This is a genomic window from Pseudomonas abyssi, from assembly GCF_003444685.1.
Classification (GTDB): domain Bacteria; phylum Pseudomonadota; class Gammaproteobacteria; order Pseudomonadales; family Pseudomonadaceae; genus Halopseudomonas; species Halopseudomonas abyssi.
On the sequence record NZ_LMAZ01000008.1, the window covers coordinates 75,862 to 98,020 of the forward strand.

Annotated in this window: 23 protein-coding genes; 6 read left to right on the plus strand and 17 right to left on the minus strand. The window is 64.8% G+C overall.

All coding sequences use genetic code 11. The annotated features are described in order from the left end of the window. Nucleotides 1-88: 88 nt before the first annotated feature. From ASB58_RS17500 to ASB58_RS17545, 10 genes are read right to left on the minus strand one after another with little or no spacing between them, the layout of a single operon-like run. Complete coding sequence (locus tag ASB58_RS17500) at nt 89-748, minus strand: PASTA domain-containing protein (RefSeq protein ID WP_118131770.1); 660 nt, start codon at nt 746-748, stop codon at nt 89-91. Between the two features lie 11 nt (nt 749-759). After that, the gene (locus tag ASB58_RS17505; RefSeq protein WP_118131771.1) at nt 760-2,109 is read right to left on the minus strand and encodes a PASTA domain-containing protein; all 1,350 of its coding nucleotides are present in this window, start codon (nt 2,107-2,109) and stop codon (nt 760-762) included. A gap of 10 nt (nt 2,110-2,119) precedes the next feature. Beyond that, a complete protein-coding gene (locus ASB58_RS17510; protein ID WP_096004865.1) occupies nt 2,120-2,848 on the minus strand; it encodes a hypothetical protein in 729 nt (242 codons plus the stop codon). Nucleotides 2,849-2,863: 15 nt separating this feature from the next. Then, on the minus strand, nt 2,864-3,616 hold the full coding sequence (locus ASB58_RS17515) for a hypothetical protein (RefSeq protein WP_118131772.1): 753 nt from the start codon (nt 3,614-3,616) through the stop codon (nt 2,864-2,866). Then, nucleotides 3,613-4,143, minus strand: coding sequence for a hypothetical protein (locus tag ASB58_RS17520; RefSeq protein ID WP_083723891.1), 531 nt, complete (start codon nt 4,141-4,143; stop codon nt 3,613-3,615). Before ASB58_RS17520 ends, ASB58_RS17515 begins: the two co-directional genes overlap by 4 nt. Before the next feature lie 11 nt (nt 4,144-4,154). Continuing rightward, entirely contained in the window at nt 4,155-4,862 is a 708-nt protein-coding gene (locus ASB58_RS17525; protein ID WP_202974654.1) for a hypothetical protein, read from the minus strand. A 30-nt stretch (nt 4,863-4,892) separates the two neighbouring features. Continuing rightward, the gene (locus tag ASB58_RS17530) at nt 4,893-5,372 is read right to left on the minus strand and encodes a hypothetical protein (RefSeq protein ID WP_083723893.1); all 480 of its coding nucleotides are present in this window, start codon (nt 5,370-5,372) and stop codon (nt 4,893-4,895) included. 3 nt (nt 5,373-5,375) lie between these two features. Continuing rightward, nucleotides 5,376-7,100, minus strand: coding sequence for an OmpA family protein (locus tag ASB58_RS17535; protein WP_118131773.1), 1,725 nt, complete (start codon nt 7,098-7,100; stop codon nt 5,376-5,378). Between the two features lie 16 nt (nt 7,101-7,116). Then, complete coding sequence (locus ASB58_RS17540) at nt 7,117-7,695, minus strand: peptidylprolyl isomerase (RefSeq protein WP_118131774.1); 579 nt, start codon at nt 7,693-7,695, stop codon at nt 7,117-7,119. Beyond that, nucleotides 7,682-8,797, minus strand: coding sequence for a hypothetical protein (locus ASB58_RS17545; RefSeq protein ID WP_118131775.1), 1,116 nt, complete (start codon nt 8,795-8,797; stop codon nt 7,682-7,684). The genes ASB58_RS17540 and ASB58_RS17545 overlap by 14 nt, the downstream gene beginning before the upstream one ends. A 330-nt stretch (nt 8,798-9,127) precedes the next feature. Here ASB58_RS17545 and ASB58_RS17550 point away from each other — a divergent pair, with 330 nt between their 5' ends. Further along, nucleotides 9,128-10,036 carry a response regulator gene (locus ASB58_RS17550; RefSeq protein ID WP_118131776.1) on the plus strand — a complete coding sequence of 303 codons (909 nt, stop codon included), beginning with the start codon at nt 9,128-9,130 and terminating at the stop codon, nt 10,034-10,036. 156 nt (nt 10,037-10,192) lie between these two features. Here the strand turns inward: ASB58_RS17550 and phoR are convergent, their stop codons facing one another. The 4 genes from phoR to ASB58_RS17570 form a co-directional block, all read right to left on the minus strand. Further along, nucleotides 10,193-11,494, minus strand: a complete 1,302-nt coding sequence (gene phoR / locus ASB58_RS17555) for a phosphate regulon sensor histidine kinase PhoR (RefSeq protein WP_118131777.1) — start codon at nt 11,492-11,494, stop codon at nt 10,193-10,195. Nucleotides 11,495-11,614: 120 nt separating this feature from the next. Next, entirely contained in the window at nt 11,615-12,304 is a 690-nt protein-coding gene (gene phoB / locus ASB58_RS17560) for a phosphate regulon transcriptional regulator PhoB (protein ID WP_083723905.1), read from the minus strand. A 108-nt stretch (nt 12,305-12,412) separates the two neighbouring features. Then, a complete protein-coding gene (gene ubiA, locus ASB58_RS17565; protein WP_118131778.1) occupies nt 12,413-13,303 on the minus strand; it encodes a 4-hydroxybenzoate octaprenyltransferase in 891 nt (296 codons plus the stop codon). Between the two features lie 27 nt (nt 13,304-13,330). Continuing rightward, nucleotides 13,331-13,852 carry a chorismate--pyruvate lyase family protein gene (locus ASB58_RS17570; RefSeq protein ID WP_096004856.1) on the minus strand — a complete coding sequence of 174 codons (522 nt, stop codon included), beginning with the start codon at nt 13,850-13,852 and terminating at the stop codon, nt 13,331-13,333. 242 nt (nt 13,853-14,094) lie between these two features. On the opposite strand from ASB58_RS17570, the gene rubA reads away from it, so the two are divergent. From rubA to ASB58_RS17585, 3 genes are all read left to right on the plus strand, one after another. Next, a complete protein-coding gene (gene rubA, locus ASB58_RS17575) occupies nt 14,095-14,262 on the plus strand; it encodes a rubredoxin RubA (protein ID WP_083723909.1) in 168 nt (55 codons plus the stop codon). Between the two features lie 42 nt (nt 14,263-14,304). Beyond that, on the plus strand, nt 14,305-15,459 hold the full coding sequence (locus tag ASB58_RS17580; RefSeq protein ID WP_235827330.1) for an NAD(P)/FAD-dependent oxidoreductase: 1,155 nt from the start codon (nt 14,305-14,307) through the stop codon (nt 15,457-15,459). A 187-nt stretch (nt 15,460-15,646) separates the two neighbouring features. Beyond that, nucleotides 15,647-15,919 (plus strand): HU family DNA-binding protein, encoded by a 273-nt coding sequence (locus ASB58_RS17585; RefSeq protein WP_083723913.1) that lies wholly within the window; start codon nt 15,647-15,649, stop codon nt 15,917-15,919. 36 nt (nt 15,920-15,955) lie between these two features. On the opposite strand, the gene ASB58_RS17590 is transcribed toward ASB58_RS17585, so the two are convergent. From ASB58_RS17590 to ASB58_RS17600, 3 genes are all read right to left on the minus strand, one after another. Next, nucleotides 15,956-17,362, minus strand: coding sequence for an aminoacyl-tRNA deacylase and HDOD domain-containing protein (locus tag ASB58_RS17590; RefSeq protein ID WP_118131779.1), 1,407 nt, complete (start codon nt 17,360-17,362; stop codon nt 15,956-15,958). A 90-nt stretch (nt 17,363-17,452) separates the two neighbouring features. Continuing rightward, nucleotides 17,453-19,528, minus strand: coding sequence for an ATP-dependent DNA helicase RecG (gene recG / locus ASB58_RS17595; protein WP_181977966.1), 2,076 nt, complete (start codon nt 19,526-19,528; stop codon nt 17,453-17,455). Then, nucleotides 19,525-20,439: a hydrogen peroxide-inducible genes activator gene (locus tag ASB58_RS17600; RefSeq protein WP_118131781.1), complete on the minus strand. Its 915-nt coding sequence runs from the start codon at nt 20,437-20,439 to the stop codon at nt 19,525-19,527. The genes recG and ASB58_RS17600 overlap by 4 nt, the downstream gene beginning before the upstream one ends. Nucleotides 20,440-20,653: 214 nt before the next feature. On the opposite strand from ASB58_RS17600, the gene ASB58_RS17605 reads away from it, so the two are divergent. Together ASB58_RS17605 and ASB58_RS17610 are read left to right on the plus strand one after the other, a co-directional pair. After that, nucleotides 20,654-21,493, plus strand: a complete 840-nt coding sequence (locus tag ASB58_RS17605) for an NAD-dependent epimerase/dehydratase family protein (RefSeq protein WP_118131782.1) — start codon at nt 20,654-20,656, stop codon at nt 21,491-21,493. A gap of 89 nt (nt 21,494-21,582) precedes the next feature. Further along, the gene (locus tag ASB58_RS17610) at nt 21,583-22,005 is read left to right on the plus strand and encodes an OsmC family protein (RefSeq protein WP_096004852.1); all 423 of its coding nucleotides are present in this window, start codon (nt 21,583-21,585) and stop codon (nt 22,003-22,005) included. Nucleotides 22,006-22,159 lie beyond the last annotated feature (154 nt).

The following is a 22,159-nucleotide window of genomic DNA, read 5'->3' on the forward strand; positions in this document are numbered from 1 at the left end:
GGGCCTGTGCCCGACCGTTAAGATGCAAAACCCGCTCGCTGCCGAGCGGGTTTTTTTATGCGTGTCCACTAGGGTCTGTAGGCCCTAACTACAGCTCGACCTGTATGACCGCGCCGGCGAGCATGATTTCCCCTGCCTCTGGCTGCTGGGCGCTGATCTTGGCGTTGGCCGCAGGGTTGGCTATAGGGTCGCCCTGCTGGTCGACGACCTCCAGGCTGATGTCCAGCTGGTTGCCGAGCTGTTCGGCGGCCGCCAGTTGCATCCCCGTCAGATTGGGCGCCACACGGATGTCGCTGGCCTGGCCGGGGGCCGGGATGGGGACAATCTTGAACTGAATCTTGGCCGCGGCATTGGCCTGAAAGCCGTAGCGGTTGGTCAAGTCGGCATTGACCGGGGCGGCGTACACGCGGGCGGTCGGCAGGCTGGTACGCAGGTGGCTGGCCAGTGAGCGTGTTTTCAGCTGTTTTGGCGCCGGGCTGGCTGTCGGCGTCTGCTGTCCGCTGAGACTGAGGGCGACCTGAATCTCGCCAGTGGTTTCCGGCAGAGCGTAGAAGGTCGGTTGATAGCCGATCTGCTGCAGCAGTTTGAGTTCCTCGCTGTCGGCGTGGCTGTAGATGTCCAGTATTTGCGCCAGCGAGCCGCGGTCCAGCGCCTGCTGCGCTTCGGCAACGCCTTGACCGACGGCAGCAATAAGCTCGCCGATAGGGGCTGCCATGACATCGCTGACCAGTTCCTTGATGGTGGGCATGGGGCTGTCCTTCAGGGTTGAGTGAATACCACCAGTACACGTTCGCCGAGTGTCACTTCAGTGCCTTTGGCCGGCACCTGGCGGATCGCCTGACCGACCGGCTGGCCGCTGTCGCCAATGCTCTGGTAGGCCGCTTCCAGCTCCAGACCCAGGTCGCGGGCCAGGCGTCGCGCCAGGGTTTCGGTCAGGTCGCTGAAGTCCGGCACGGTGATGCCTGACGGGGCGTCGTCGGCTGGCTCGTCGCCGTCCGGCAAATATTCCAGCGACACATCGGTGAACAGCCCTGAGCTGCCTTTGTTCTTCAGGTCGGAGAGGGTGGGCAGGGTCAGGCTGTTGCCGGTGACCAGGGTCTTGAGATTGAGCGAGACGCGACCCAGGCGATAGGGCACGCCATCCTTGCTGAGTTGGCTCTGGGCCTGCTGCAGCTGGCGAGCGATGTTGCCGTACAGCTGGTCGGCGTCAACCTGGGTGTCCAGCTGCGCCTTTAGGTCCTCGCTTTCCTCGCGAGCGCGGGCTGCTTCCTCAGCCGCTTCGCGCGACGCCTTGGTCAGGTCGCGAATGCGCTCGGAGAACTGGGCTATCTCCAGATTGCGCAGGTTCAGGGTGCGCTGCAGGTCGCTCTCCTTCAGCTCGAACTCGGTGGCTTGCCTGAGAATCTGCTCACTCAGGTTGAGCCGGATTTGCTGGGTTGCCAGTTCAATCTGTTCGTTGCCGGCGGCGGCGGGCTTGTCCTTGAGCTGCTTTTCCAGGGTGCTGATCTTCAGCTGCGCCTGTTTCAGCTCGTTGGCATGGCTTTGCTTCTCGCGTTCCAGGTTGTTGATCAGCAGTACCTTCTGGTTCAGCTCAACCGACTGGGCTTCCAGCTGTTTGCTGAGTGCGGCCTGGGTCTTGAGTTGTGTACTGGCCGGCTGGGCGCGGACGGCCAACTGCGGACTCACGCGCAGCGCGGCCATGTTGACGGCGAGCTGGGCCACGGCGCGGGGCGTACCGGCCAGCAGGTAGTCGTCGGCGGCGCTGAAGGGCGCGCTGCGTTCGCGCCGGGCAATCGCCTCGTCGCCCAGGCGTTCGATATCGCCGAACGCCAGGTGAATGCGTTTGCCGGGTTCGACCTGCACCAGCGCGCCTTCGGCCAGTACGCGAGGCGTCTCCCTGGCCTTGACTGTTTCGCACAGGCGCACGGCCGGTAGTTGCGGGCCGTCGCCGAGGTTGAGATTGATGGCAAAGTCTCCCTTGGCATCAAGCCGCGCCTTGGCGACGGTGCGCCATTGGCTGCGGGCCAGCTCGAAGGTTTGAATCTCCACCTGACCGCTGGCGGCCTTGCCGTCGGGCTCGAAGAGGGTGCCGGTAATGCTCCATTGCATGGGTTGAATCCTATGGGGTCAGGATGAGCTGGGTCAGGGTGGCGCCGCTGCTGACCAGCAGCACCAGCTGGGTGCTGGCAGGTAATCCGGCTGCTAGCGTCAGGTCGCAAGTGGCGCTGCCCTGCTGGTCGGTCATCAGCAGCCGCTCGTTCAGCTGCAGGCCGTTGCGCACCTGCTCGGCGGTCAGGCCGCTGGCCCCGGCAGCCTCGCTTAGCGCCAGGCTGGCGTCGATGTCCAGATTGAGTTCGACGGCGGCATCGCTGATCAGCTGACCGGCGCTGTTGGACAGGGTGACCAGCAGTTGTTGCTCGCGCGGCTTGGTCGGCTGTTTGACCAGACTGCGTGCAGCCAGGCGCACCACCGGGAGCGCATTGCTGGGTGGTATCGACACCAGCCGGCCGCTGAAGGTGCTGATCAGCTCGGTACTGCCGCTGGCGTCGTTCGGCGCCTTCCTGGGATTGGGCAGCGCCAGCTGCAACTGCGGGATGGGTCTGGCCTTGCGTAGGCCTCCAGGCAGCACGGCCAGGCCGCTGCTGCCCTCGGGCGCGTCCAGCTGTGCCTGCACCGTGGCCTTGATGTTGAAGTCCAGATACGGCAGGTGATAGCCCGGCTGGGGCCGGCCAAAGGCGTCGGTCGGCGGCAGGTCGTCCAGCACCGCCTGGGCGTCGCGCAGGCCGCGGGCCAGCCCGAGCAGTATCTGCTCAACCGAGTTGGCGACGAATTTACTGGATTGGGTCATGGTCAGGGCTCTTGATCAGTCGGTACTCAGGTGGGGGCGCTGGCGGCGGCGTTCGTCGGCACGGGCCTTCTGTCGTTCCTGTTGTTGCTCGGCCTTGCGCGCCTCGCGGCGCGCCTGCTGACGACGCTCGGCCAATTGCTGGGCGCGCTCCTGCAGGTTCTCCAGCGAGCCGGTGTCAACGCCCAGCAACCGTTGCTGGCGGCGTTGGTAGCGGTTGTCGAAATCGCTCAGGGAGGTGCCGGCTGAGGGCGCCTGAAAGGCCTTGTCCAGGCGGTCCTGCAGCGGGCGCAGCAGCGGTTCAGCGATGGCCTCGCGCGGCCGTTGGCGGGCGGTGCTGCGCGCCTGCTCGACCCGCTCGTCCAGCCGCTGCATGAGTGCTCGCTGCTGCCGCAGCGCTTGACCGGCGCGGCTGCCGGCCTGTTGTTGCTGGCGTTCGCGCTGTTGCTGCCAGCGGCGCGCGGCGCCGGCAGCCTGACGCACCTGAGCCAGTGCTGCCGGGGCGTTCTGGCCGTCGCGCTGGCGCTCCCAGGCGGCGTGCTCTGCGCGCCGCTCGCTGGCGCTGGGCACCGGGTACACGCGCTCGACGGATGTGCTGTCATCACCCTGGCCGCCGAGGCGGCGCATCTGTTGTTGCAGGGTGTCGCGTTGCGCCAGCAGGCGTTGCAAGCCGGGTACCCGGCCTGCCAGCTGCTGCAGGTCAGGGCTGGGGGAGGCCGGCTCCGGACGTTTTTCCTGCCGGGCCAGGTCGCGCCAGGTCTTGCGACTCATTCGTCGGCCTCGGCGTCGATCAGGGCGCGGATACGTTCCTCCAGAATCGCCGGTGCGGGCACCGGCACCAGCTTGGTGCGCATCACCGAGCTGCCCTCGGCCGAATACTGGTACTTGCTGGCGTAGCTGGCGCTGACCGAGCTGGCGCTCACTGACCCGGCGGCGAAGAAGGGTAACCCGACGCCCTTGGCGCTGGATTTGACCTGGCTGCGCTTGTGGGTCGAGCTGCGCTCACTGTTGATGCTGATCGACAGCTTCAGCTCGATCACGGTGTCGACAAACTGGTAGAAGCTGGGGGTAAAGCCCAGCTCCAGCAGGCTGTAGGACTTGCCGTTGCTGAACTCGACCTTGTAGGGGGCCTCCGGGCCGTCTTCTTCTTCGTCGCTGCCGGTGGGAAAGCCGGCCATCATGCGTGCGATGCGCAGCGACACCAGGTCGAGCTCCAGCTGGGCCTCGGCGATCCCCACGCCGAGGTTGCGCACGATCAGCGGGAAAGGCGCGTTGAGCAGTTCTGATCCGACACTCATGGTGCGTCTCCTCAGTCGTCATCTTCCGGCGCGGGCGCCGGTTGCCGGCGGGCTTCGGCCTCTTCCATCATGGCGCGAATGCGCTCTTCGAGAATCGGCGGCGGTGGCACCGGCGACAGCTTGGTGCGCAGCAGGCTGGACCCTTCTGCTGAATAGGAGTACTTGGAGGCGTAAGTGGCATCCACCTGGCTGGTGGAGACGCTGGAACGGTTGCTGTCGCGGCCACCGAACACCTTGCCGAACAGGCCGCTGGCCTTCTTGCTGTTGCGGTTCTTGGTGGTCTTGTTGCTGGAGGTGTGGGTGCGCTCACTGCTGCGCGTGATCTTGATGGCGATTTTTACCTCGATGATGGTATCGACAAAGTTGTAGAACACCGGGGTAAAGCCCAGCTCCAGCATCGACAGCCGGGTCGGCACGCGAATCTGGCCGTTCTCGGTCTGGTGTTTCTTGGCGGCGGTGACGATCTCGCCGTAGCCGGGGTCGAGGGCGACCAGCGAATCGGCCTCGGAGGGCGTCATGTACTCGTGGCCGAAGAAGATCCGGCTGTCGTCAAAGGCGATGTTGCCCTCGTCGTCGTACACGGTGCGCAGGCCGCCCATCATCTCGGCGACCTCGATCGAGCTTTCATCCAGCTTGACCTGGGCCTCGGCAATGGCAAAGGCCATCTGGCGAATCATGTCGCCCATCGGCACGTTCAACAGCTCTCGTCCAATACTCATGGTGTTGCTCCTTGTGGGGATATCGACGGATCAGTTGTCGGCTCCGGGCAGCCCGTCGTCGTACAGGCGCCGCAGGACTTCATTGAAAGCCTCGGGAGCAGGCAGCGATACCAGGCGAGCGGCTATCGAGCTGGACCCTTCGGCGGAAACGGAAAACTTGCGGGCGTAGGACACATCGACGCTGGCAGCGACCATGACGACGCCGTAGTTGACCTTGGCGGTGACCCCGGCCGATACCGAGGTTTCGGTGGTTTCAGACATGCTGAACGACAGCTTGGCTTCCACCGTGGCCTCGGTGAAGGCGTAGAAACTGGGGGTAAAGCCCAGCGTCAGCAGGTTGTAGGTCTGGCCGCCCAGCTCGACCGGCGTTTCGGCCATGGCCTGGGCGACCTTGACCGAGTTGTTGTCCAGCGCGGCCTGGGCCTGGGCGATCGACAGGCCGAGGCGCTCGATGATCTGCGGTAGCGGCGCGCTGACCAGCGAGCGGGTAACGGTGGTGGTCTCGCTCATGGCCTAGCTCCCCAGATAGCTGCGGATGGTGTCGAGGAATTCCGGCGGCGCGGGAATCGACACCAGTCGGGCGGAGATCGACGAGTTGCCGGTGACGTCCAGTTCGAATTGCTTGGCGTGACGGACATCCAGGGTGGCGCCGAAGGCAACCGTACTGTTGCCGGTGCGGCGGGTGGTCTCGCGTTCGCTGCTGCTGTTGGCAAACTGCTCGCTGATGGTGATGCTCTCGCTGCTGGTCATGCGCAGGTCGCGGCTGGAGCTGCTGATCAGGTGCAGCTGGATCGGGTCGCTCTTGCGCGCCAGGTTGCAGACTGCGCCACCGGCCGACGCACTGATCTGGCTGCCTGCGTCGGCGTTGATGCTGTTGGCCAGGTTTTTTGCAAAGGCCTGCGGGCTGTCGGCGGCGTGACCGTCGACGGCGCTGCCGGACAGCGTCCAGCTGCGCCCCTCGGCGCTGACCTGCTTGCCGTTGACGCCGCTCATGTCATTGGCGTCAAAGGTGTGAATCCAGCCGTTGCTGGCTGACTCGGCGTGATCCCGGCGGTCGGGCTCGACGCCGCTGATCACTTGGCCACCGGCGCCCTCGATCACCAGCAGGTCGACATCCAGCAAAATCTGCACCCGACGGTGGGCCTGATCGTGAGGGATACCTTCGTCGCCGCCGGGATTGGCGGCGGCTTCGCCTGCGCCGACCGCCGAGGTGATCTGTGTCCGGTTGACACCGTTGGCAATCAGTTGACGTTCGACCTCGTCCACCCGGCGCTGCGACAGCCCCAGGTTGTAGCCGGGACTGGCCGGTGCGTCGGCGTGGCCGACCAGGCGGAAGGGCACGCCGGCGCGGGCCAGCATCTGCGCAGTCTCTTGCAGGCCGTCGCGCTGATCGGGGCGGATATGGTGGCGGTCGATATCAAACAGCACCTCATGGATCGCCTCGCCCGGCGGCCAGTGGGTGACCTCGAAGCCGGCGTCTTCGAACGCGGTTTTCACCTTGCGCGCATAGTTGGCGACGCTGTTGGAGCGGCTGACGCTGAGGCTGGTGTCGGGGTTGGCGACAAAGGTGGTATCGCTGTTGCTGGCAATGCGGATGACGCCGCCAGCGTAGCCAAAGGCGCGGAAGGCCACGGCATTGGGCGAGACGATGACCTGCTGTGCGCTGGCATCGGTGGTCGGGTTGATCGGGGTTTCGCTGCGCTCAAAGGCCACGGCGCTGATGTCGGCGTTGCCGGCCAGCCCATCTACCAGACTGGTCAGCCGGCTCTCCAGGTCAGCGCCAGTGAGCGTTACCCGGCTGTCGTTGAGGCGCACCTCACCGGCCGACCGTGCCGTGATCTGCAGACTGGCTTCGCGGTTGCGCGTCTCGCTGCGACTGCCGCTGCTGCTGCTGGATGAGCTGCTTTCGCTGTCGTCGTTGCTGGTTTCGGCGTTGTTATAGGCGCCATTGATGCCGAAGTCGACGCCGGTGGACTCTTCCACGCGCAGGTGCAGGTTCATCGAGCAACTGATATCGGCGTGCTGGTAGTGGTAGAAGGCGGGGCTGAAGCCCATCTCGATCAGCGTTTTGCCGCCCAACCCTGGAATCGGCTGAATAAAGGCGTCCAGCTGTTCGATGGAGTTGGTATCCAGCGCCTGCTGGGCGCGGGCGATGCCGAGCCCGAGGCTGGAGATAAAGTCGGCGACGCTGGCGTCGGCCAGTACCTGCCCGGGGCGAAGACCGTTGTAGTCACTCATGCCTGGCTCCTGTTATTCAAACAAGTGAGGCCGCATGGGCGCTGCGCAGGCGCTCGGGCGGCAGGGGGATGGCCCGTTTGGGCTCGACCAGCCCCTTGCGGACGATGAAGTAGTCGTGGCGTTGCTGCGCGTCGCGTAACTGCCGCTCACCGATGCTCAGACCGCGGGCGGCCCAGCCGACCAGTGCCCGGGCCAGCGGCAGCTCCGGCGGCTGCACCAGAGCGATGGCCTGCTGCAGACTGGTCAGTGCCGCTTCCAGCCGGCCCTGGCGCAGCTGGATACAGCCACGTCGTTGCAGGTTCTCGGCGCGGTCACGGGCAACCAGCGGCAGCGGTGAGTCCAATCGGGCGTAGTGGGCCTCGGCCTCATCGCAGTAGCGCAGCACGCTGTCCAGCTCGCCGCTCAGCTCCAGGCTTTCCATCACGCATTGGGTGTAGTGGCGGAAGAACACCTCCGGTGCGCGGCTGCTGACCGCCATGCGCAGGGCTTCCTGATAGTGTTGCAGGGCGTCGGCATGGCGCCCGGCCAGGGCCAGCACCTTGCCCTGCTCGGCGATACCCAGGTGCAGCTGGTGGGCTTTGTCAGTGCTGCTCATGATCCAGCTCCTGCCATTCAACGGGGATGTCGAGTTGCTCGAAGTTGTGCTGCAGCCAGCGTGGCAGCAGCTCGCCATGCAGCACGGGGGACTGCCATGGCAGTCGGGGCAAGGCGCTGTCGGGTGGCAGCAGGCCGCTTTGTTGCAGCAGGCTCAGCGCCGGCCCAAGCCGGCTGCCGGCTGGCACCCGCAGGCGACAGCGACGCAGGCTGGCGACCTGTGGTCGTACCGGCATGCCCGCTGCCTGCCAGGCCTGCAGACGCGCGGGCAGCGCCGGGTGGGCCACGCCTTCTTCGACCACCACCGGCAGATTCTCCAGCACGCAGTCGATAAGCGCTGCCGGCAGGCCGGCGAGTTCGGGCAGACGCTCGGTCTGGCTGTTGGCGTCGACGGCTTCCAGTGACAGGTCGTAGCGCAGAAAGGCGGTATCGAGCAGACGCAGCCCCCCGCCGGCCTGGTGGCGGCGCCACAGCTGCTGGGCGTTGGTGTGGTTGAGGGTACCCTGTGGCTGATCGTTCGCCGGGTCGAGCGCGATTCCCAGCTGGCGCAGGTCGTGCAGCAGACTGTCGAGCTGCGGACCGGGCGCGCGCTCGATCAGCAGTTGATAGCGGGCTTCATCGCGCCGCGAGCAGACCAGCTCTACGGAGAGATCGGCCAGTTGCTGCTGCAGCGCTGCGCAGGTGGCGGCGCTGACGTCGCCGATGATGACGCCGGGCGGGCTGCTCAGCAGGCCCAGTACGGCGGCAGGGAGACAACCGAGAAAGCGTGCAAGCCGCTCGCAGCAGGCCGGCAGATCGGCCACCTCGGTGACGTACAGGGCAATGTCGAAGGTCGCGGCAGCGGCGGGGCGTGGCACGCTGTTGGGTTCGACCCGCACCGCCAGGCCTGCCTGCTGCAGAATGGTGGCCAGGCCACAGGCATGCTCCTGCGGCAGCGCCTCGAGCAAAACCGATGGGGCCTTGTACAGGGCGTTGGCCACCTGGTTGGCCGGCAGCCCCAACTGACTGGCCAGCAGGCCGGCAAGGGCCGGTCGCGCGGAGCCGATGGATTCGACCACCACCCGCTGTGACGGCGTCTGGGTCGTCGGGCTTGGCGTTGGCATGGTGTCGCTCCGTCAGGTCAGAGGCGCAGTGGATAACCACGGCAACTGCTGGCTGGCCGTATCGGAACAACGTAAGGATCGGGGTAAGGCTGATGGGCGGCTATCGGCCGCGCACCACTGCATTAAATTCGTCAAAACCCACACCTCCGTGTTGGGTATCGACGACTGCGACACCGCTGGGGGTGTCCGACGATTCAGGATGAAAGTAACTGCTCGGATCTTACGTTAGCTCAGGTCGCTACACTGTCAATGGTGGCCATTTGCACGTCGATTGTCGCGACGCTGGCTCTCTGGGGTACAGTACGCCTAACAATTGAGGATAACGCCCTTATGTCGAATGTATCGGTCCTGATTGTGGATGACGCCCCCTTCATCCGCGATCTGGTCAAAAAGGCCCTGCGCAGCCACTTTCCCGGTTTGCAGATCGAGGAAGCGGTGAACGGGCGCAAGGCTCAGCAGCTGCTGTCACGCACCGGGTTTGACCTGATCCTGTGTGATTGGGAAATGCCTGAAATGAGTGGCCTTGAGTTGCTGCAGTGGTTTCGCACCCAGCCGGAGCAGGGCTCGACACCCTTTGTCATGGTGACCAGCCGGGGCGACAAGGAGAATGTGGTTGAGGCGATCCAGGCCGGTGTCAGCGACTATATCGGCAAGCCGTTCAGCAATGAGCAACTGATTGCCAAGGTCAAAAAGGCGCTGCATCGGACCGGCAAACTGGCCCAGCTGCAGGCGCCGCGCCCGCGGCCCAGTGCCGGTGCGGCGATCGGCTCGGTGGCCAGTTTGACCGGAGGCCGGCAAACCGGCTCACCTCCAGCTCCAGCTCCAGCTTCTGCGGCAGCGCCAGCCAGCGCTCCGCGTGCTGCCCAGCCAGCGCCGCCGCCCGATCAGGACAGCGGTCAGCGTGTACGAGGGCAATCCCAATTGCGTCTGGCCGGGGGGCAGTTTGCCTGTGTGATCAAGCACCTGAGCCTGCGCGACGCGCTGGTGGTGGTGCGCCGTGGCGAGCGTCTGCCGCAGGTGTTTGAAAGCGGCGTGCTGGATCTGGAGCAGGACGCGGATCGCTCGGTCGCGCGGATCAACGGCTACGTGCACGCGGTGGCGGCGCTGGAAGCCAAGATGGATTGCGACTGGGTGAAGGTGACGCTGAAGTTTGTCGACCAGGACCCGGAAAAGCTCGATTACCTCTCCCGGCTGATTGCCTCGGGCACCGCCCAGGCGCACTACTCGCCGAGCGCCTGAGTTAGGGAAGCACTGACCAATTCCACATGCCTGTTGCTGTCTGCAAAGCCGTCAATCAAGGAGCGGGGAGCCTAGTTTGTTCAGCGCATCCCTGCGCTTCAGCATCCGCCGTGCCTGGTCGAAAGTGGCCTCGGCAGACGGATGACTGCAACATCATCAGTCCCGAGGCGCGCTGCGTGCTGGCGGGAAGTGGCAGCTGAAGCAGCTGCCCTTGCCGACATCGCTTTTGATCTCCAGTTTGCCCTGGTGGCGCAGCAACACGTGCTTGACGATGGCCAGGCCCAGCCCGGTCCCGCCAGTGGTACTGTTGCGGCTGGTATCCACCCGGTAGAAGCGCTCGGTCAGGCGCATCAGGTGTTGCGGAGCAATGCCTTCGCCGTTGTCGATCACGCTCAGGTGCTGACCTTGGGCGTCGCTGTGCCAGCGCAGGGTGATATCACCGCCATCCGGGGTGTACTTCACCGCGTTGAAGGCGAGGTTGGAGAAGGCGCTGCGCAGTTCTCCTTCGATCGCATACAGGCGTGTATTGCCGTCGATCTCCAGGGTGATGCGGTGGCCGCGCTCGCCGGACAGGGCCTCGGCGTCCTTGCGGATGTGCTCCAGCAGCGGACGCACATCAACCAGTTCGTCTTCACTGGGGTTGTCCGAGGTTTCCAGGCGGGCCAGCAGCAGCAGGTCATTGAGCAGTGCCTGCATGCGGTTGGCCTGCTGCTGCATCTGCTGCAGCGGCCGTTTCCAGCGTGGGTTGAGGTCGTCGTCCAGGTCGAGCATGGTCTCCAGGTAGCCCACCACCACGGTCAACGGCGTGCGCAGTTCATGGGAGACGTTGGCGACAAAGTCCTTGCGCATCTGTTCCAGGTTATGCAGCCGAGTGACATCGCGCACTACCATCAGGCGGTCGCCCGGCCCGTAGCGGGTAATCGCGTACTGCAGCTGGATGTTGATGTCCGCCGGCGCGGGGATTTCCAGCGGCTCGCGGAAGTCGCCCTGCTCGAAGTATTCGATAAAACGCGGATCGCGGATCAGGTTGGCAGCGTGCTGGCCGCTGTCGTCCGGACTGCGCAGACCGATCAGCCGCTCGGCAGCATGGTTCCACCACTCCAGGTGACCGTCCCGGTCAACCATGACCACCGCTTCGCGCAGGGCGGCGGTCGAGGCCTGGATACGGTCGATGACGGCTTGCAGACGCGCCCGCATGCGACCGTCGCGGCGCTGCATGTGGTAGATACTGTCAAAAATCTCGCCCCAGATGCCGCGCGCCTCGGGTGGCGGGTCATTCGGGTGGCTGCTCAACCAGTGGTAGAAGCGCGACATCTGGCGCAGGGTCCAGGCCAGGTAGCAGCCCAGACCGACAACCAGCACCCAGGCGGGCTGGCCGACGATCCAGCCGACCAGCAGGCAGACCAGCACCAGCACCAGCAATTGACCGAGAACCCGGCTGAAACTATGTCTGGTCACTGAATACGCTCATCTAGGGTCTGTTGATATGTCGTTTTGATTGGCGACTTTACCGGCAGCAGCAGGCGGGTGAGCGAAACGCCAGCAGACCAGATCCTCGCCACTTCTCCGAGCAATGCCTCAGGCCTTGGTCGAAAACCGATAGCCGGTTCCGCGGACGGTTTGTACCAGATGCTCGTACTTGTTGCCCAGTGCCTTGCGCAGGCGACGGATGTGCACATCGACGGTGCGCTCCTCGACGTAGACATTGCCACCCCAGACCTGATCAAGCAATTGTCCGCGGGTGTAGGCGCGTTCCTGGTGGGTCATGAAGAACTGCAGCAGACGATACTCGGTGGGGCCCATCTCGGCAGCGGATTCGTCGATGGTCACCCGATGGCTGACCGGATCCAGCATCAGCCCGGCGACCTCGATCGGTGCTTCGCTGTCGACCGGGCCGGCGCGGCGCAGTACGGCTTTCAGGCGGGCGACTAGCTCGCGTGGTGAAAAGGGCTTGGTGATGTAGTCGTCGGCGCCGACTTCCAGGCCCTGGATCTTGTTGTCTTCCTCGCCCTTGGCGGTGAGCATGATGATCGGAATGTCCGCGGTCAGCTCGTCGCGCTTGAGTCGACGGGCCAGCTCGATGCCGGTGGTGCCCGGCAGCATCCAGTCGAGGAGAATCAGATCGGGTTTGCGGTCGACGATACAGGCGTGGGCCTGCTGGGTGTTTTCGGCCTCAAGGCAGGTGTAGCCGGCCATTTCCAGCGCCACTGCGATCATTTCGCGGATGGGCGCCTCATCATCGACGATCAGAATGCTTTTACCTGACATGGGTTTCCGTCTCGTTGCAGATATGAGTCATGCGCCGATTAGATAACACTTTTATTTCAGTTGTATTACGTCGCGAGGGCAAGTCTGTTGCAGCACGGCTTGATGGCATCAGCGCAGCGCATAGTCCAGCGCCAGGCCGATAAAGACCAGCATGCCGGCCCAGTGGTTGGACAGAAACGCCTGCAGGCAGGCAAGGCGCTCGCGCTCGCGCATCAGCCAGTGCTGCCAGGCAAAGCCCAGGGTCATGCCGAGCAGTCCCAGGTAGTAATACAGGCCCAGGCCGAAGCGCGCGCCGACCAGCAGCAGGCAGACCAGCGTCAGCCCCTGCAGCAGGCCGATGATCAGCCGGTCGGCGTCGCCAAACAGGATCGCGGTGGATTTGATGCCGATGCGCAGGTCGTCTTCGCGGTCGCACATCGCGTACTCGGTATCGTAGGCCACGGTCCACAGCAGGTTGGCGATAAACAGCAGCCACAGCGGCATCGGCAGGCTGTTGGCCTGGGCGGCAAAGGCCATGGGAATGGCCCAGGAGAAGGCTGCACCGAGCACCACCTGGGGGTAGAAGGTAAAGCGTTTGCAGAAGGGGTACAGGGCGGCGAGACCGACGCCGACGAAGGCCAGCTGAATGGTCAGGGCATTGGTCAGCAGCACCAGCAGGCCGCTCAACCCCACCAGCACGGCAAAGGCGATCAGCGCCTGACGAGCGCTGATCCGCCCGGTCGCCAGCGGTCGCTCGCGGGTGCGTTCAACGTGACCGTCGAAGTCGCGGTCGGCATAATCGTTGATCACACAGCCGGCGGCGCGCATGAGGATGACGCCGAGCACGAAGATGATCAGGGTGTCGAGGTTCGGCACGCCCTCGGCGGCCAGCCACAGCGCCCAGAGTGTCGGCCAGAGCAGCAGGTAGGTGCCGATCGGACGGTCCAGGCGCATCAGCTCGATGTAGTCCTTGGCCCGTGGATGCAGGCGTACCAGGGGTTTGATCAGCAGGCCGAGCAAGGCAGTTCTCCAGTCAGGGGCAGGGGCTCAGGTGCCGGCGGCGGGCCAGCCCTGCAAGAATACTTCACACACCAGCAGCTGTAATGCACCGTCGGAGAAGTGCGAGCGGCGGGCCCACAGGCCCTCGGCACGCCAGGTCGCCGGTAACCAGGCCGCCGGGTAGCGGCTGATCTCGATGGGGCCGCGCTGGATCTGCGGATTGCGAAACAGCAGGTGTCCCAGGCTGGTGGTGCCCAGGTTGTCCAGCGCCACCTCGGCGTTGCCAAGGGCGCTGGGCGGCGCCACCGAGCGGGCGTAGACCCGCGGTGCGCCGGCGGTGTGCAGCAGGACCTCCCGGGTCCAGACGGGGGCGCCGGCGGCCAGGCCCAGGGCCTGGGCTTCGTCTTCGCGCGCCGGCTGGGGGGCTTGCTGCAGCAGCTCGACGCGAAAGTCCCGGTTGCCCGCTTCGGTCAGCCGCTGGGTCAGCGACCCCTCATGGCAGAGCCAGTTGAACAGCGGCTCGGGCGGCGGCGCGGGGTGTCGGTCGGCAGGGTACCAGTCGGGCAACATTCGGTAATCGCAAGGTCTGGGCAGAGGGTCAGGGTGTCGGCAAGGGTACCATGAAAGCCCTCTGTTTCGGGCGTTGCTGTGCCGGGGGTTGGCCTTGGACTTGCAGGGCGGTTACGGTAGGGTCTGTTTGCGTCAGGCTGGCGTGCCGTTGCCAACAGGTGCCATTTTCAGGCCGCACTGCGCTATTGTCCTGTCTGAGCTGACCCCCAAAGAACAACATCCGAACACCGTGAGAAGCAAGTATGAAGAAGTGGCAATGTATCGTGTGTGGGTACATCTATGACGAAGCCGAGGGCTGGCCGGATGACGGTATTGCCCCGGGTACGCGCTGGGAAGATGTCCCGGCGGACTGGATGTGCCCCGATTGCGGCGTAGGCAAGGAAGATTTCGAGATGATCGAGATCGGCTGATTGTACCGCGTTGATTGATACCCCCTGCAGGAGACCCTACCCGTGGCAGACACCGCCCCGCTGGTTATTGTCGGAACCGGTCTGGCCGGCTACAACCTGGCCAAGGAATTTCGCAAGCTGGATAACCAGCGCCCGATGCTGCTGGTCAGTGCCGATGACGGCCGTTTCTATTCCAAGCCGCTGCTCTCGACCGGTTTTGCCAAGGGCAAGGAAGCCGATGAGCTGGCCATGCAGGACGCCAACGCGATGGCCGCCCAGCTCGGCGCTGAGGTGCTGACAGGCGTGTCTGTCAGCGCCATTGATCCTGCCGCGCGCATCCTGACTCTGGGCGATCGGCAGCAAGCCTACAGCGATCTGGTACTGGCACTGGGCGCCGAGGTTCGGGCCTTGCCCTGGCGCGAGCAACTGGGTGAGCGCCTGCTGTCGATCAATGACCTGGCGGACTACGGGCGCTTCCGTGCGGCGTTGACCGGACGCAAGAAGGTGCTGATCATCGGCGCCGGGTTGATCGGCTGCGAGTTCGCCAACGATCTGAGCCTGGGCGGCTTTGAGGTGACCGTCGTGGCTACCGACCCCTGGGTGATGCCCCAGCTGTTGCCGGAACCGGTAGCAGCGGCGCTGCAGCGCCGCCTCGAAGCGCTGGGCGTGACCTTCCATCTGGGTTGTGGCATCCGTGAACTGGCCGCCAGCGAAAATGCTCTGCTGACGCTGCTTGATGACGGCAGCGAAGTGCAAGCCGATCAGGGCCTCTCTGCCATCGGCCTGGCACCGCGCACTGACCTGGCGGCCGCCGCCGGGCTCAGCGTTGGGCGCGGCGTGCGGGTAGATGCGCAACTGCGCAGCAGCGACCCGCACATTTATGCGCTGGGCGACTGCGCCGAGGTGGCGGGGCTGAACCTGATGTACGTGATGCCGCTGATGACGTCGGCCCGTGCGCTGGCCAAGACGCTGGCGGGTACGCCGACGGCGGTCAGCTATCCGGCGATGCCGATCATGGTGAAGACGCCTGCGTGTCCGCTGGTGGTCGCGCCGCCGCTTGCCGGTGTTAGCGGCGAGTGGCAGATCAGCGGCGAAGGGGAGGACCTGCGCGCGGTCTTTATCGATCAGACAGGGCAGCTGCAGGGCTTTGCTCTGACTGGCGCGGCGGTATCAGAAAAGGCGCTGCTGACCCGGGAGTTGCCGGCCTGGTTGTCCTGACGGGCCATTTGTCGGGAAATTGCGTGATAGGCTGCCGCTTCGGGGCTGAGACGGCTGGCGTATCTGGCTCAGTCGTGCCATGCTGACCGGGCTTCGATGGAGCCTGTGGCATTGACGCAGATGCTCTGGCAAGCCCGCTGTGAGGACGCGGCGGTCAAAACAAAAACAACAGACAATGAGGCTTCATATGCGTAAACCAGATCTCGCGGCGGCGATCGCCGATAAGGCCGACCTGAGCAAGGATCAGGCGAACCGGGTACTCAACGCCGTGCTGGACGAAATCACCAAGGCCCTGAGCGAGAAAGACTCGGTTACCCTGGTTGGGTTCGGCACCTTCCTGCAGCGCCACCGTGGCGCCCGTACCGGCAAAAACCCCCAGACTGGCGCGCCGGTCAAGATCAAGGCCAGCAATACCGTTTCCTTCAAACCCGGCAAAAGCCTGCGCGACGCCGTCAACTGATTCTGCAGTCTGACAGGGGCTCGTCCGAGCCCCTGTTTATCTCTGCTCCTGGTACTTGTTGACCAGCGAGCGCAGCGCATCGCGCGCATCCAGTACCTTGTCTACCGCCGCATCGGCCTGCGCCCTGTCCAGCCCCAGCCGGGCGAGCAGTGTGTCGGGGATCGGCACGCGCGGGCCGCTGCCAATATCGTGCTGTCTGAGCAATGCCAGACTCAGGTAGATGAGGTTGGCGTAGATGTGATCCTGACCCTGATACAGCGGGTTGTGCTGCTGGCGCAGGGCGGTGCAGATCTCCTCCGGCATGTCCCAGTAGTGCATCAACCAGCTACCGACCTGATCACGGCTGACGCCGATCAGGTGCTGTTCGATCAGGTGCGGGGGGACGTGGGGGTTGGCTTCGATATGCCGACAGATCAGCTTGAAGTAGGGTGGGAAGATATAGGCCAGTACCAGATAGCCGAAGTTGTGCAGCAGGCCGCCCAGGTAGTTCAGGCCCAGTTCGGGGCGGCGGTCGCGCGGCATTGCCTTGGCTAGCCCCTCGATCACCGCAGCCGTGTAGATGGCCTGCTCCCAGTAAGGCGTGCTGCGCTCCGGGGCGTCGCCCGGCAGGCGGAAGGTCTTGCCCAGGGCCAGGCCGACGGCCAGATTGATCACCAGATCAAAGCCCAGCACGCGGCCGATGGCGTCTTCCACCGAGCGAATCTTGCCGGGGGCGGCGTAGTAGGGGGAGGCGGCCCAGCTGACGACCTGCGCGGCCAGGCTGGGGTCGGTTTCGACCACGTCGGCCAGGTCGGCGATGTCGGCATCGGGATCTACCCGCAGTTTCATGATCTTCTGGGCAGATTCAGGCAGCGGCGGAATCTCGATGGTCTCCTCCAGCCGCTGTTTCATGCGCAGTGCGGTGAAGTTCTGCACGGCATCGCTCAGGTCCTGCCCGTCTTGCTCAATGCCGCTGGAAACCGCGTTCAAGCCGGCCAGGGGGACGGCAAAGCGCGCCAGGCTGGCCTTGCCCATCAGGGTGCGCGCGCCATCCTGGCTGATGACCAGGCTCCAGCCGGTCAGGCCGCTGTCCAGACAGACTTCGCTCTGCTCCAGCAGGCTTTGTTCGCAGACGCAGGGGGAATTGAACAGGATCGGCAGACCGGGCAGCTGGTTCAGCTGGTGCTTGCTGAGGATGCGTTGCAGCTGCTGGTCGCGCACCGGCTCAAGTTCGCGCCCGAGCAATGCGCCCAGTACCTTCAGGTCCAGCAGGTGATTCTTGGGAATCAGTGTCAGTACCGTACCGACGGCATCACACAACAGACTGGCCTGAATCTGCTGGGCGGCTGGCCAGCTGTCGTTGGTCGGCCTGAGCTGGTAGGCGATGCCTTGCTGCTGCAACAGCTTTTCGATCAGATCGGGCAGGGTGGCGGCGTGCTGTTCTGGGGCCGTTTGGCTATTCATGAACTCTTCCTTGCGCTGACGGCGGTCTGCCTGTTTCAGCGTAGCAGTCTTGCATGTGAACTGGGCCTGACAGCGTGAGCATAGCGGCTGTCATACCTGGGCAAAATGCTGGCCTTGGGCTATCCAGCGGTCAAGTAACGGTTGTACATGGTCCGGGTACTGCTGGGCCAGTTGCTGGGCGGCCTGCTGTACATCGGGCAGCAGGTCGGCGTCGCGCACCAGGTCGGCCACGCGAAATTGCACCACGCCGGTCTGCCGAGTACCGAGCACCTCACCGGGGCCGCGCAGGGCCAGGTCCCTCTCGGCAATCACAAAGCCGTCTGTGCTCTCGCGCATGATGCCCAGGCGCTCGCGCCCCAAAGCGGACAGAGGTGCGTGATACAGCAACACACAGTGGCTGGCGGCGCTGCCACGGCCCACCCGGCCACGTAGCTGGTGCAGCTGGGCCAGGCCGAGGCGCTCGGGGTTCTCGATAATCATTAGACTGGCATTGGGTACATCGACGCCGACCTCGATGACCGTGGTGGCGACCAGCAGGTGCAGGTCGCCAGCCTTGAAGGCGGCCATGATCTCGGCTTTCTCTGCCGCTTTCATGCGGCCGTGGATCAGCCCGATGGACAGCCCCGGCAGGGCCTCGCACAGCGACTCCCAGGTGGCTTCGGCGGCCTGCGCCTGCAACTGCTCGGACTCCTCGATCAGGGTGCAGACCCAGTAGGCCTGTCGGCCCTCGGCGCAGCCGGCGCGCACCCGGTCGATGACCTCGGCGCGGCGACTGTCGGCAATCAGCACGGTATTGACCGGGGTGCGGCCTGGCGGCAACTCATCGAGCACCGACGTGTCCAGGTCGGCGTAGGCGCTCATCGCCAGGGTGCGTGGTATGGGGGTTGCCGTCATGATCAGCTGGTGCGGTGAGACGCCATTGGTCGCGCCCTTGTCGCGCAGCGCCAGCCGTTGCTGCACGCCGAAGCGGTGCTGCTCGTCGATAATGGCCAGGCCCAGATTGCGAAACTGCACGTCGTCCTGGAACAGCGCATGGGTGCCGACAATCATGGCGGCTTCACCACTGGCAATGAGCTGCAGCTGGTTGGCGCGTGCTTTGCCCTTGAGCTTGCCGGCGACCCAGGCCACCGACAGGCCCAGCGCACTGAACCAGCGCTGGAAGTTGTTGAAATGCTGCTCGGCAAGGATTTCGGTCGGCGCCATCAATGCTACCTGCCAGCCGGCCTCGATGGCCTGCAGCGCGGCCAGCGCGGCGACCACAGTCTTGCCGGCGCCGACATCGCCTTGCACCAGGCGCAGCATCGGGCGGGGCTGGGCCAGATCCAGCAGGATCTCGTCGGCCACCCGGCGCTGGGCGCCGGTCAGGGCAAAGCCCAGTTGCCGGATGAAGGCGTCGGCCAGTTCGCCGGCGGCGCGCATCGCAGGAGCTTTGTGTGCGCGCATCTGGGCGCGCAGGCGCAGCATGGCCAGCTGGTGCGCCATCAGCTCTTCAAAGGCCAGCCGGTGCTGGGCCCAATGGCGACCATCCTGCAGCGCTTCCAGATCGATATCCGGCGGTGGGCGGTGCAGTAGCTGTACGGCCTCTCGCAGCGGCGGTAGCCGATACGCGTCGGCCAGTGGCGCGGGCAGCCACTCGGTCAGGTGATTGCCCTGTGCCAGCCAGGCCAGGGCGCCGTCGGTCAGGCTGCGCAGACGCTGCTGGGACAAGCCTTCGGTGGCCGGGTAGATGGGCGTGAGCGTGTCGCTGACCGGTAACGCCTGGGCGGTATCGAGGTTGTGCAGTTCCGGGTGATAGATCTCCAGGCCCGACGCGCCGGGACGCACTTCACCGTAGCAGCGCCAGTGGCTGCCGCGGCTCAGGCTCGCCTTGAGCGCAGCGGAAAAGTAGTAAAAGCGCAGGCTCAGCGTGCCGCTGCCGTCCTGCAACCGGCACAGCAGGCTGCGCCGCCGGCCCATGACCACCTCGGCGGCCAGCACGGTGCCTTCCACCACGGCGTCCAGACCCGGTTGCAGGGCACCGATGGGGGTCACCCGGGTGCGATCCTGATAGCGCAGCGGCAGGTGAAACAGCAGGTCCTGTACCGAACTCAGGCCCAGTCGGTCGAGCTTGTCGGCCAGCGCTGGCCCGATGCCCTTGAGAACGGTCAGCGGGGTGTATTCGCTCACTGGGGCGGCTGGCCTACCGAGCATAGACGGATTGAGTCGCTGAGCAGTTCGATGGCCTTGGGCCGCGGGAAGCTGGCACGCCAGGCAACGGCCACGGTGCGATAGGGCGCCGGCGTCTTGAAGGGCTTGGTGACCAGCAGGTCCGAGCTGTAGTAGCGGTCATCCGCGGCGGACATGGGCAGCACGGTCATGCCGATCCCTGAGGCGACCATATGGCGGATGGTCTCCAGCGAGCTGGATTCGACCGTGGTCTGCCGGTGTTGCTGATCGCCCTTTTGCAGGGTCGGGCAGGCTTCGAGCACCTGGTCGCGGAAGCAGTGCCCCTCGCCCAGCAGCAGCAGCTTGCTGTCATCCAGCTCGTCGAGGGTCACGGCGTCGCGTTTGGCCCAGGGGTGGCTGGCCGGCAGCAGCAGGCTGAAGGGTTCGTCGTAGAGCGTCTTGGTCAGTACGTCTGGCTCTTGGAACGGCAGCGCGATGATGATCGCGTCCAGCTCGCCGTTGCGCAGCTTGTCACGCAGCACGTGGGTAAAGTTCTCTTCGATATACAGCGGCATCTCCGGCGCCACCCGGTGCAGTTGCGGCACCAGATGCGGAAACAGATAGGGCCCGATGGTGTAGATGGCGCCGACCTTCAGCGGTGCCGCCAGCTGGTTTTTGCCTGCGCTGGCCAGCTCGCGAATGCCCAGGGCTTCCTCCAGCACCTTTTGTGCCTGGGCGACGATGCGCTCGCCAATCGGGGTGACCCGCACGGCGCTCTTGCTGCGCTCGAAGATCATCACGCCGAGCTCTTCTTCCAGCTTCTTCACCCCGACGCTGAGGGTTGGCTGCGAAACGTGGCAGCGCTCGGCCGCGTGGCCGAAATGTTGCTCCTGGGCAAGGGTGACGATGTAGCGGAGTTCGGTCAGAGTCATCGGTGGAAATCTGCATTGGCGTGGAAACAGGCTCTAGCATAGCCCGTTGTCTAATAGAGTAAAACAATCGCTGGCGCCACAGGATAGACCTAATGGCGACACGCCTGGCGGCGTTGATCGAGCGAAGGGTGACGCCATGCTCATCTCAGTGCATCGCTGGCCTGTCGGCCTGTTAGAGTAGACGGCCAATGAACCGAGAGGAGGCGCGAGTGCCATGCCGAGTGTGATGATTGCCGGGTGCGGTGATGTGGGAAGCGAGCTGGGTCGGCGGCTGCTGGCGGAGGGCTGGCAGGTCTATGGCCTGCGCCGCGATACCGCCGCCTTGCCAGCGGGCATTGTGCCGGTGGCGGGTGACCTGTGCTCGCCGGAGCGCCCGCCAGACTGGCCAGCGCAGCTCGATTATCTGGTTTATTGCCCGGCGGCTGGCAAGCGCGATGCCGCTTTGTATCAGCGCCTCTATGTTCAGGGGTTGCAGCATGCGTTGAGCTGGCTGGGCGAGCGCAAGCGCCCGCTGCGTCATCTGTTGCAGGTCTCCAGCTCCGGCGTTTACGCGCAGCAGGACGGCGAATGGGTGACTGAAAACAGCCCGGCGCTGGCTGCCAGTGAGACCGGCAGCGCGTTGCTGGCGGCAGAAGATGTCGCGCTGCGCAGCGGCCATCCGGCGTCCGTAGTGCGCTTGGCAGGCATCTATGGGCCGGGCCGCAATCGGCTGATTGAGCAGGCCAGGGCGGGTATGAACGTGCCGCCCGAGCCGCCGCAGTACACCAACCGTATCCATCGCGATGATGCCGCGGGTCTGCTCGCGCACCTGCTGGCCCAGGCCGAGCAGCGTGAGTTGCTGGCGCCCTGCTATCTGGGGGTGGATGACGAGCCGGCCCCCTTGCATGAGGTGGTCGGCTGGCTGCAACAGCAGCTTGGTGTCAGCGCCCAGGCCGATGGCCCCGGCAGTACCCGGATGGGCAGCAAGCGCTGCAGCAATGCACTGGCGCGCGAGTCCGGCTGGGTGCCGCAGTATCCGAGCTACCGCGAGGGCTATGCGGCGTTGCTCGACTAGCGGCGTAAAAATTGAGGGGAATTATCTGCCCGCCGTGTGGGTCGCAAGGTGAGTAGCACAAACCTGTAACCGCACACGAGGAGGCGCAGATGAAAAAATCAGCATCCGCTCACTGGGAAGGTTCACTGAAAGAAGGCAAGGGCACTATCTCGACCGAAAGTGGCGCCCTCAAGGCCAACCCCTACGGGTTTAATACCCGCTTCGAGAACCAGCCTGGCACCAACCCCGAGGAATTGATTGGTGCCGCGCATGCCGGCTGCTTCTCGATGGCCTTTTCCATGCTGCTGGGCGAAGCTGGCTACACGCCTGACAGCATCGACACGCAGGCCGAGGTCACCCTCAGCAAGCAGGACGACGGCTTTGCCGTAACCGCGGTGGCGCTGACCATGAATGCCGCCATCCCCGGTATTGACCAGAGCACCTTTGAAGAGATCGCCGACAAGGCGAAGAAGGGTTGCCCGATCTCCAAGCTGCTGAATGCCGATATCAGCCTCAAGGCTTCGCTCGGTTAGCCGAGCGAAGCCAGCGGCAAGCCACAAGCTTCAAGCTGCAAGAAAAAAACCGCGCGGTGTCTAATCGCGCGGTTTTTTCATGAGCTGCTGGCGGCCCGGAAACCGTAAAACAGTTGACGGTGTGGTCGCCGAGCAGACACTGACCAAGCTTGCA

Coding starts and splice junctions, on each gene's coding strand:
- ASB58_RS17535 (WP_118131773.1), bottom strand. CDS start 7,100: ATGAGTGACTACAACGGTCTTCGCCCCGGGCAGGTACTGGCCGACGCC.
- ASB58_RS17590 (WP_118131779.1), bottom strand. CDS start 17,362: ATGAATAGCCAAACGGCCCCAGAACAGCACGCCGCCACCCTGCCCGAT.
- ASB58_RS17530 (WP_083723893.1), bottom strand. CDS start 5,372: ATGAGCGAGACCACCACCGTTACCCGCTCGCTGGTCAGCGCGCCGCTA.
- ASB58_RS17525 (WP_202974654.1), bottom strand. CDS start 4,862: ATGAGTATTGGACGAGAGCTGTTGAACGTGCCGATGGGCGACATGATT.
- ASB58_RS17505 (WP_118131771.1), bottom strand. CDS start 2,109: ATGCAATGGAGCATTACCGGCACCCTCTTCGAGCCCGACGGCAAGGCC.
- ASB58_RS17550 (WP_118131776.1), top strand. CDS start 9,128: ATGTCGAATGTATCGGTCCTGATTGTGGATGACGCCCCCTTCATCCGC.
- ASB58_RS17585 (WP_083723913.1), top strand. CDS start 15,647: ATGCGTAAACCAGATCTCGCGGCGGCGATCGCCGATAAGGCCGACCTG.
- ASB58_RS17500 (WP_118131770.1), bottom strand. CDS start 748: ATGCCCACCATCAAGGAACTGGTCAGCGATGTCATGGCAGCCCCTATC.
- ASB58_RS17570 (WP_096004856.1), bottom strand. CDS start 13,852: ATGTTGCCCGACTGGTACCCTGCCGACCGACACCCCGCGCCGCCGCCC.
- rubA (WP_083723909.1), top strand. CDS start 14,095: ATGAAGAAGTGGCAATGTATCGTGTGTGGGTACATCTATGACGAAGCC.
- phoB (WP_083723905.1), bottom strand. CDS start 12,304: ATGTCAGGTAAAAGCATTCTGATCGTCGATGATGAGGCGCCCATCCGC.
- ASB58_RS17515 (WP_118131772.1), bottom strand. CDS start 3,616: ATGAGTCGCAAGACCTGGCGCGACCTGGCCCGGCAGGAAAAACGTCCG.
- ASB58_RS17610 (WP_096004852.1), top strand. CDS start 21,583: ATGAAAAAATCAGCATCCGCTCACTGGGAAGGTTCACTGAAAGAAGGC.
- ASB58_RS17605 (WP_118131782.1), top strand. CDS start 20,654: ATGCCGAGTGTGATGATTGCCGGGTGCGGTGATGTGGGAAGCGAGCTG.
- ASB58_RS17510 (WP_096004865.1), bottom strand. CDS start 2,848: ATGACCCAATCCAGTAAATTCGTCGCCAACTCGGTTGAGCAGATACTG.
- ASB58_RS17600 (WP_118131781.1), bottom strand. CDS start 20,439: ATGACTCTGACCGAACTCCGCTACATCGTCACCCTTGCCCAGGAGCAA.
- ASB58_RS17545 (WP_118131775.1), bottom strand. CDS start 8,797: ATGCCAACGCCAAGCCCGACGACCCAGACGCCGTCACAGCGGGTGGTG.
- ASB58_RS17540 (WP_118131774.1), bottom strand. CDS start 7,695: ATGAGCAGCACTGACAAAGCCCACCAGCTGCACCTGGGTATCGCCGAG.
- ASB58_RS17520 (WP_083723891.1), bottom strand. CDS start 4,143: ATGAGTGTCGGATCAGAACTGCTCAACGCGCCTTTCCCGCTGATCGTG.